Here is an 8,777-nt window from a genome sequence, read left to right as displayed (position 1 = left end):
CGGCGGGGGGCGCCTTCCCCCGAGGAGGGCGCCCGCCGGCTGCGCGCCCACGCTCCGGCCCCGCTGCTCGCACCGCGCGGCCGGTACTTTCATCGCCCCGCCTATTGCTGCCGCCCGGCTTCGCGGTTCAGATGAGGGCCGCGACCCCGTCACGCGCAATCAAAGCGACCCCAAGGAGGACCGATGGCATTCTCGTACCAGTTCAACCCGACCTCGCTGCGCGAATATGATATCCGCGGGATCGTCGGCAAAACCCTGGGCCCGGCGGATGGCTTCGCGATCGGCCGCACCTTCGGCAGCATCATCGCCCGCCAGGGCGGCTCGATCGTCGCGGTCGGCTATGACGGGCGCACCCATTCCCCGCAACTGGAGCGCGCGCTCGTCGATGGGCTGAAAGCCTCCGGCATCAATGTGCTGCGGGTCGGCCTCGGCCCGACGCCGATGCTCTACTTCGCAGCCTTCACCCGCGGCACCGATGGCGCGGTGATGGTGACGGGCAGCCACAACCCGCCCGACTACAACGGCTTCAAGATGATGGTCGGCAAGAAGCCCTTCTTCGGCAAGGATATCCAGGAACTCGGCCGGCTCGCCGCCGCGGGCGATGTGGTCGCCGAAGGCGCGGGCCATGAAGAGACGGTCGATCTCTCCGACGATTACGTCGCCCGCCTGGCGCGGGATTGGGATGGCGGAGACCAGAAGCTCAAGATCGTCTGGGATAACGGCAACGGCGCGGCGGGCGAGGTTCTGCGGAAGCTCGTCCACCACATCCCGGGTGAGCACACCATCCTGTTCGGCGATATCGACGGGCACTTCCCGAACCATCACCCCGATCCCACGGTGCCGAAGAACCTCGAAGCCCTGATCGCCGCCGTGAAGGGCTCGGGCGCCGATCTCGGTATCGCCTTCGATGGCGATGCCGACCGTATCGGCGCGGTGGATGGCCGCGGCAATATCTTCTTCGGCGATCAGCTCCTCGTGGTCCTGGCGCGGGACGTGCTGCGCGCCCTGCCGGGCTCGATCATCATCTCCGACGTCAAGGCAAGCCAGGTGCTGTTCGACGAGATCGCCGCCGCCGGTGGCCAGCCGCTGATGTGGAAGACCGGCCATAGCCTGATCAAGGCCAAGATGGCGGAGACCGGCTCCCCGCTCGCCGCCGAAATGTCCGGCCATGTCTTCTTCGCCCATAAGTGGTACGGCTTCGACGACGCGCTCTACGCCGCCGTGCGGCTGATCGGCATCGCCGCCCGCTCGCCGCTCAGCCTGGCCGAGATGCATGATGCGCTGCCGCGCGTGATCAACACGCCGGAACTCCGCTTCGAATGCGATGATGTGCGGAAATTCGCCGTCATCACCGAGGTTGCGGCACGGCTGAAGGAAAGCGGGGCCGAGGTTTCGGAGATCGACGGCGTGCGCGTCAAAACCGCCGACGGCTGGTGGCTGCTGCGCGCCTCCAACACGCAATCCGTGCTGGTCGCGCGCGCCGAGGCGAAATCGGCCGAAGGGCTGGAGCGGCTGAAGGCCGATCTCGTGGCGCAGCTGGAAGCCTCGGGCATCGCCGCGCCCGATTTCGACGCCGCCGCCTCCGGCCATTGATGCGGGGCGGGTGCTGATCTTCCTCTACGGTTCGCTGCGCGATCCGGCCCTCCTCGGCCAGATCGCGGGCGAGCCGGGGTTGGGCCGAAGCCTGCGCCCGGCGGCGCTGCCGGGCTTCACCCGCGTGCACATCGGCGCCTGGAACGGCCGCTACGCCTCCCTCGCCCGGCACCCCGGGCGCCGGGTGGAAGGCTGCGTCACGCGCGTCTCAGCCCAGGCGCGCATGCGGCTGATCGCCTATGAAGGCACCGCCTACCGCTTCACCCGGCTGCGCGCGGTGGTGGATGGCCGTCCGCGCATGGTGGGCGTCTGGGTCGCTCATGCGCTCACCCGCCGCGCCTTCGCCGAGCCCGAGGATCCGCGCCGCGTCAGGCTGGAACGGACGACCACGCGCCATGCTTAGAGCCAGCTGAGACGGCTAGGCTGACCGGGCCGGGCAGCGCCCGCACTCAGCCCTCGCCCTGGGCCTTGGTATAGCCGTCGCGGCCGTCGAAGCGCTGAAGCTTCTCGAGATGCATCCAGTGATGGCGCGCACCGATCGCCGCGACAAGAGCCGCGATCTCCGGCTCGGCCGCCTCGCGCGGCTCGGCCAGCATGAAGCGGCAGCGGTAGAGATCGACGAGGAAGGGCCTGCCGCTCAGCGCCGGCCAGACCTGTACGCCGCGGTTCTCGATCATCTTGAGCGCGAAAGCCGAGCCGGCGGCCGCGGCCTGCAAGCTGGCGGCCAGCTCGCCCGGCGCCGAGCCGCTTTCGATAAAGACATCGAGGCCGGTGAGCAGCCGCTCCCGCGCGGGATGGTGCCAGACCGCATCCGGCCAGGCAGGCAGCGTCAGCGGCCGGTAGGCGCGGGAGGGGAAGCGGCTCGTCCGACCGAGATTAGCGATCACCTGATCGGTGAAGGCGGTGGTGCCGACGCCCTGGCCACGCGGCGCGATATCGCCGGTGAGGTTGCGGCCTTCATCGAGCGTCACCAGAAGCGCCTGCTCCACCTGTTCCGCCGCGGCGAAATCCCCGACATGGCGGAGCAGCATGACGGCGGAGAGCAAAAGCGCCGTCGGGTTGGCGAGATCCTTCCCGGCGATCTGCGGGGCGGAGCCATGGACCGCCTCGAACATCGCCGCATGATCGCCGATATTGGAAGAGGGCGCGACGCCGAGGCCGCCGACCAGCCCGGCCGCAAGGTCGCTGATGATGTCGCCGTTCATGTTGCTCGCCACGACGACATCGAACTGCTCGGGCGCGATCACCATCTGGTGGGCGCAATTGTCGATGATCATGTGGGCGGGTTCGAGGTCCGGATACTCCGGCATGATGCGCTCGAAAACGCGCTTCATCATGCCTTCGGTGAACTTCATGATATTCGCCTTGGTGGCGCAGGTCACGCGCCGCCGCCCCTCGGCCCGCGCAAGGGCGGCGGTGAGCCGCAGGATGCGTTCGGACCCGACCTCGGTAATGAGCTTGAGGCACTGGGCGGCGCCCGCCGTCTCCATATGCTCGATGCCGGTATAGAGATCCTCCACATTCTCGCGCACGATCACCATGTCGATCGCCCGCCCCGAGAAGGGGGTGCGGATCCCCGGCAGTTCCCGCACAGGGCGGATATTGCCGTAAAGCTCGAAGAATTTGCGAAGCGTGACGTTGGCGGATTTCTCGCCGTAGCCGACCGGCGTTTCCAGCGGGCCCTTAAGCACGACGCCGGTGCGGGCGATGGAATCGAGCGTCTCCTGCGGGGCGCCGGAGGCGATGCCGCGCTTGAAGACCGCAGCCCCGGCCTCCGCCTCCTCCCAGGCGATGCGCGCACCGGCTGCAGCCAGGATGCGCTGCACCGCGCGCACGACCTCCGGCCCGATGCCATCCCCCGGGATCACCGTCACCGGGATCGGGGCTGCGGGGTTCACGGAGATGTCGGGGGAAATCTGCGCGGCCATGGCATTCCTCGCCTAGAGCGGCATCCGGCTGGCACCTGCCGTAACCGGATGAAGATGCTCGTCAAAACAATCGGGTAGAGCGTTCCGGCGGCGCCGGGGCGGGGCGGAAGCGGCTCTGTCGCGAAGCGGCTGGAATTTGCGCGCGCCGGCCGCTTGCTGCAAAGGAGGAAGGCGCCGATTCACCTATGCAGGTTTATCATGCACCGCAGCATGGCGGCCGGCTTGTTTCGTCTTGGTAGCGGGGGCCGGGCCCCCTTCATGGGAGACTTGTTTTGGGCGACTCCACTAGCCAGGCCCCGGCCAGCGACTACCCCGACCTCCTCAACCCCGACCTTCTCTTCCGCATTCCGCTGGACGCCGATCACGTCCTCGATGTCGGCTGCCACAAGGGCATGCTGGGGGCTGCCTATCGCAACCTCAATCCCCGCGCCCGCGTCTATGGGGTGGACAACAACCTCGATGCGGTCCGTGTGGCGGCGGAGCGGCTGCACGAGGTCGCCTGCCTCGATATCGAGCGCGATCCGCTGCCCTTCGAAGTTCCCGGTGGCTATGACTGCATCATCTACGGCGATGTGCTGGAGCATCTGCGCGATCCCTGGCGGGTGATGCGCGAGCATGCGCAGCGTCTCAGCCCGCGCGGCGTCATGCTCATCTGCGTGCCCAATATCGCCTATTGGTCGGTCGCGCTGCGGCTCATGAGCGGCAGCTTCGACTATGAGGAACAGGGCGTGCTGGACCGGACGCATCTGCGCTGGTTCACCCTCGGCACCATGGAGAAGGCGCTGGCGGAGACCGGCCTCGCCATCTGCGACGTGACCCCCCGCGTCTTCGACCGCCCGCAGGCGGAGGCGGCGGCCGATCTCCTGAAACCGGCGCTCGACGCGCTCGGCGTCTCGCGCGAGCACTACCTCGCCCGCTGCGCGCCGATGCAGTTCGTCTGGCGCGCGCGGCGCACCCCGGCGACGCCCATCGCCATCCGCTCGACCATGCTCAAGCCCTTCGGCGCGGTGAGCGATGTGCGGGTGATCTACCCGATGCGCGCCGTGATGACGGACCCCTCCGTGAGCGTGCAGATCGGCGACATCGCGAGCTTCCCGACCCCGAGCGAGCACCAACCCGCCATCTGCGTGCTGCACCGCCCGCTGCTCCTCGGCCAGGAAGGCATCCAGTATTTCCGCCTACTGCTGCAGCGGGGCTTCCTCGTCGTCACCGAATTCGACGATTTCCCGAACTTCATGCCGGAACTGCAGGACGAGACGCTGATGAATTTCCGCGCCGCCCATGCCGTGCAAACCTCGACCGACGTGCTGGCCGAAACCCTGCGTGCCCAGAACCCCGAGGTCGCGGTGTTCCGCAACGGCATCGCCGAGTTGCAGCCGCCCGCCAATTTCGCGACACCCGAGCAGCTCACCTTCTTCTTCGGTGCCATCAACCGCACCGCCGACTGGGAGCCCTTTATGCCGGCGATCAACGCCGCCGCCTCCGTGCTCGGTGGGCGGCTGCGCTTCCAGGTCGTGCATGACGACGCCTTCTTCGAGGCGCTCGACACGCCGCATAAGAGCTTCACCCCACTTTGCGACCATCAAACCTATCTCGGCCTCCTCGCCCAGGCCGAGATCAGCTTCATGCCGCTGCGCGACACCCCCTTCAACCGCGCCAAGTCCGACCTCAAATTCATCGAGGCGGCCGCCGCCCGCGCCGTCGCCCTCGCGAGCCCGACGGTTTACGAGCAGTCGATCGAAGATGGGGTGACCGGGCTCATCTTCCGCAGCGAAGCCGATCTCTACGAGAAGCTGATCCGGCTCGTGACCAATCCCGCCCTCGGGGTGGAGATCGGCAATGCGGCCCGCCAGATGGTCGCGCAGGAGCGCATGGTCGCCTATGGCGTGGCGGAGCGCATCCGCTGGTATCGCAGCCTGCTCGACCGCCGCGCGGAACTGACGGAAGCGCTCTACCGCCGCGTGCCCGAACTCGCGCCCTGAGGCGCGCCATCGAAAGGGACCCAGCCGATGGCCGGCCTCATCCTCCGCGAGATCAGCATCTACCCCGTCAAGTCGCTCGGCGGCCTGCGGCGGGAAGCGGCGCGCGTCGAGCCCTGGGGGCTGACCGACGATAGACGCTGGATGGTGGTCTCCCCCGCCGGGCGCTTTCTCTCCCAGCGCGAACTGCCGAGGATGGCGCGGATCCGGGCCGAGCCTTCGGCCACCGGCCTCACCCTCGCCGCCCCGGGGCGAGATGGCATGACGCTCCGTTTCCCCGATGCGCAGAGCGCCCCCTGCCGGGTGGTGACGGTCTGGAGCGACGCGATCCCCGCCCTCGATGCCGGGGAGGCTGCGGCGGCCTGGATTTCCACCGCCCTCGGCCAGCCCTGCCGGCTGGTCTATCTCGATGATATCGGCGCCCGGCCGGTGGATAGCGCCTTCGGCACGGCGGAGGATCGCGTCGCCCTCGCCGATGGCTTTCCGCTGCTTCTCACCCTCGATGCCTCGCTCGCGGCGCTCAACGCCATCCTGCCGGCGCCCGTGCCGATGACCCGCTTCCGCCCCAACCTCGTCATCGAGGGGGGGACAGCCTGGGAGGAAGATCGCTGGCGGCGCATCCGCGTCGGCGCCGTCACGTTCCGCGTGGCCAAGCCCTGTGCCCGCTGCGCGATCACGACCGTCGATCAGGAAAGCGGCGCGCGGCCCGATAAGTCTGAGCCGCTCCGCACGCTGGGGCGCGTCCGCCGCACCAAGGAGGGCGTCATCTTCGGCCAGAACCTCATCCCCGACGGTCCGGGGGAAATTGCCGCGGGCGATGAAGTCGAAATCCTCGAAGAGGGCGGGAGTAGCGTCGTGCTGCTCCCGTCCGCAGCTCAGGGCTGAAGCGCCTCAGCCTTCAGCGGCGGCGCCGATACCGGGGCGCTGCAGCATGTCCAGCAATTCCTTGCGCGTCGCCGGATCGGTGCGGAAGACGCCGAGCATCCGGCTCGTCACCAGGCTGGTGCCGGGGCGATGGACGCCGCGCGTCGTCATGCATTGATGCGTCGCCTCGATGATCACCGCAACGCCAAGCGGCTGCAGCACCTCATCCAGCGTATTGGCGATCTGCGCCGTCATCTTCTCCTGGATCTGCAACCGCCGCGCATAGGCATCGACCACGCGGGCGAGCTTGCTGATGCCGACGACGCGATGCCGCGGCAGATAGGCAACATGAGCGCGGCCGATGATCGGCGCCATGTGGTGTTCGCAGACGCTTTCGAAGCGGATGTCGCGCAGCAGCACGATCTCGTCGTAGCCTTCCGTTTCGGCGAAGGTCCGATTGAGCAGCGCTACCGGATCGATCGTATAACCCGCGAAATATTCCTCATAGGCGCGGGTGACGCGGCCGGGCGTATCGAGCAGCCCCTCCCGCGCCGGGTCGTCCCCCGCCCAGCGGAGCAGCACGCGCACCGCTTCCTCGGCCTCTTCGCGGCTCGGGCGGTCTGGACTGGTCGGGTGGCAGATCTTCGGGGAATTCAAGGCAATCTCCATCTTTCACCCGGGACGGGCACGTCCCGCTTGCGTGCTCGATAACGTTCGGCGAAGCGCGGCGGATGTGCGCCGTGATCAATGCTGTTGCGCAACGGGCAATCCCTTGAAGCCTTGCGCGCTGAAAACCGAGAGGGTCAGCAGCGGATAGCCCGCGAAGCGCAGCGCGATCGGGGGTTCCGGCGTGATGTGCGTGAAAAGCGGGGCGAAGCGCGCGAGAAGGGCCGGCTCCGGGCCGCCGCGCACCAGGATGAGCATCGGGTGGCCGATGAACCGGTTGGCCGGCGCGATAATGCCGAATTCCCGGCTATCGGCTGCCAGCACCACCACCGGATAGCGGCCGTGGAGCGCGTAGGCGACCTTGCCGGCCTCGCTCCACCCTGCCACCGCCACCACGAGGCCGGGACGTTGCAGGAGGCCGCGCGCGGCGAGGCTCGGCTCAAGCCCCGTCCAATCCACCCCGCCCGCGATATCGGAGCCATGCTTGAAGAGATGCGGGCCGAAGAGCGCGGTCAGCCAGTTGAGGCGCATTTCGCTGCCCGCGAGCACAAGGCCCAGCAGCACGAAGGCGATGGTGGCATGGATGGCCCGCCGCAGCCGCCGGGCCCCAGCGGGTGCCGCGCTCTGGGCTGAAAGCCGCCGCGCCACTTCCGCGCCGAGCAGGGGGAAGAGCATCAGCGTTCCGGGCGCGGACCAGTGATAGAGGATATGGCGCGAGGACCAGATGGAGACCAGGGCGAAGAGCAGGATCGGCGTTGCCGCCAGCAGGGCGAGCAGCCAGCCGATGGGCTCGGCCGGGCCACGGCGCAGCGCGCGCAGCCAGAGCAGGATCAGCGGCACCCAGATCCAGGGCAGCACGAAAAGCGCCTCTCCCGCCCATACCACGAAGGGCTGCCAGGGCTGGAAGCGCAGGCCCCCCGCGCGATCCCCCTGGAAGGCGAAGGAGGCCCAGTGGTGCTCGGCATTCCAGAGAATGACCGGCAGGAAGACCAGGAGGGAGAGCAGGCCGGCGAGCCAGGGCTCGGGGCGGGCGAGCCAGCGCCTGCCGTCGCGGCTCGTCGCGAGATAAATCGGCAGGCCGAGCAGCACCAGCGCGCCATTGTATTTGGACAGCATGGCGAGCCCGGCGCAGAGCCCGGCGAGGAACCAGTCAGCCGAGGGGCGGCGGCTCGGCAACAGCCCGACCGCCCGCAGCGAGAACCACAGGAAGCCCATCAGCGCGCAATCGAGGGGCCCGTCCGGCAAGACCCAGCCGCCCGTCGTCACGCCATAGACCGGCGAGAGATTGAGGATGAGCGCCGCCCAGAAGCCCGCGCGCTCACTCTGGAAGAGTGCCGCCGTCACCCGCGCCATCATCCAGGTGGTGAGCGCGAAGAGCAGGATGAAGGGCAGCCGCACGACGACCGGCGCATCCGAGCCGGTCAGCGCCATCGCCGCATGCGTCAGCCACCAGGAGATCGGCGGATGGTCGAAATAGGAGAGGGCGAGGTGGTGGCTCGCCGCGACCATATAGGTCTCGTCGATGCCGAGGCCCAAGGCCCAAGCCATGACGAGGCGGGCCAGCGTGGTCGCGATGATGAGCCAGAAGAGAGGAGACACGGCGCGCGGGGGCCCTTTGCGAAAGGCGCGAGAGCCAAGGCGAGCCTAGCTCACGATGACGGTCGCAGGCTTATACCAGCCCGCCCCATCGACAATAGAGAGGGAGGTGCCGCCGCGCATCCGGCCCCCGCCGCCGCCCGCGCGGGCC

7 protein-coding genes are annotated in these 8,777 nt (G+C 68.5%); 4 read left to right on the top strand and 3 right to left on the bottom strand.

Annotation, left to right across the window (positions count from 1 at the left end):
• Positions 1-183 precede the first annotated feature (183 nt).
• Both pgmG and ACYQ7X_RS02670 read left to right on the top strand, forming a co-directional pair.
• Complete coding sequence (pgmG, locus tag ACYQ7X_RS02675; protein ID WP_459695287.1) at positions 184-1,593, top strand: phosphoglucomutase/phosphomannomutase PgmG; 1,410 nt, start codon at positions 184-186, stop codon at positions 1,591-1,593.
• 10 nt (positions 1,594-1,603) lie between these two features.
• Positions 1,604-1,996: a gamma-glutamylcyclotransferase family protein gene (locus ACYQ7X_RS02670; RefSeq protein WP_459695286.1), complete on the top strand. Its 393-nt coding sequence runs from the start codon at positions 1,604-1,606 to the stop codon at positions 1,994-1,996.
• Between the two features lie 46 nt (positions 1,997-2,042).
• On the opposite strand, the gene ACYQ7X_RS02665 is transcribed toward ACYQ7X_RS02670, so the two are convergent.
• On the bottom strand, positions 2,043-3,521 hold the full coding sequence (locus ACYQ7X_RS02665) for an NADP-dependent isocitrate dehydrogenase (RefSeq protein WP_459695285.1): 1,479 nt from the start codon (positions 3,519-3,521) through the stop codon (positions 2,043-2,045).
• A gap of 272 nt (positions 3,522-3,793) precedes the next feature.
• Here ACYQ7X_RS02665 and ACYQ7X_RS02660 point away from each other — a divergent pair, with 272 nt between their 5' ends.
• Together ACYQ7X_RS02660 and ACYQ7X_RS02655 are read left to right on the top strand one after the other, a co-directional pair.
• Positions 3,794-5,503 (top strand): methyltransferase, encoded by a 1,710-nt coding sequence (locus ACYQ7X_RS02660; RefSeq protein WP_459695284.1) that lies wholly within the window; start codon positions 3,794-3,796, stop codon positions 5,501-5,503.
• Positions 5,504-5,530: 27 nt separating this feature from the next.
• Entirely contained in the window at positions 5,531-6,385 is an 855-nt protein-coding gene (locus ACYQ7X_RS02655) for an MOSC domain-containing protein (protein WP_459695283.1), read from the top strand.
• A 6-nt stretch (positions 6,386-6,391) separates the two neighbouring features.
• Here the strand turns inward: ACYQ7X_RS02655 and folE are convergent, their stop codons facing one another.
• Both folE and ACYQ7X_RS02645 read right to left on the bottom strand, forming a co-directional pair.
• Positions 6,392-7,021 carry a GTP cyclohydrolase I FolE gene (gene folE / locus ACYQ7X_RS02650; RefSeq protein WP_459695282.1) on the bottom strand — a complete coding sequence of 210 codons (630 nt, stop codon included), beginning with the start codon at positions 7,019-7,021 and terminating at the stop codon, positions 6,392-6,394.
• Between the two features lie 87 nt (positions 7,022-7,108).
• Positions 7,109-8,629, bottom strand: a complete 1,521-nt coding sequence (locus tag ACYQ7X_RS02645; RefSeq protein ID WP_459695281.1) for a glycosyltransferase family 39 protein — start codon at positions 8,627-8,629, stop codon at positions 7,109-7,111.
• Positions 8,630-8,777 lie beyond the last annotated feature (148 nt).

It is taken from the genome of Acidisoma sp. C75, assembly GCF_054665095.1.
The sequence above is the reverse complement of the archived record's forward strand: the minus strand, read 5'-3'. Positions and strand labels throughout refer to the sequence as shown.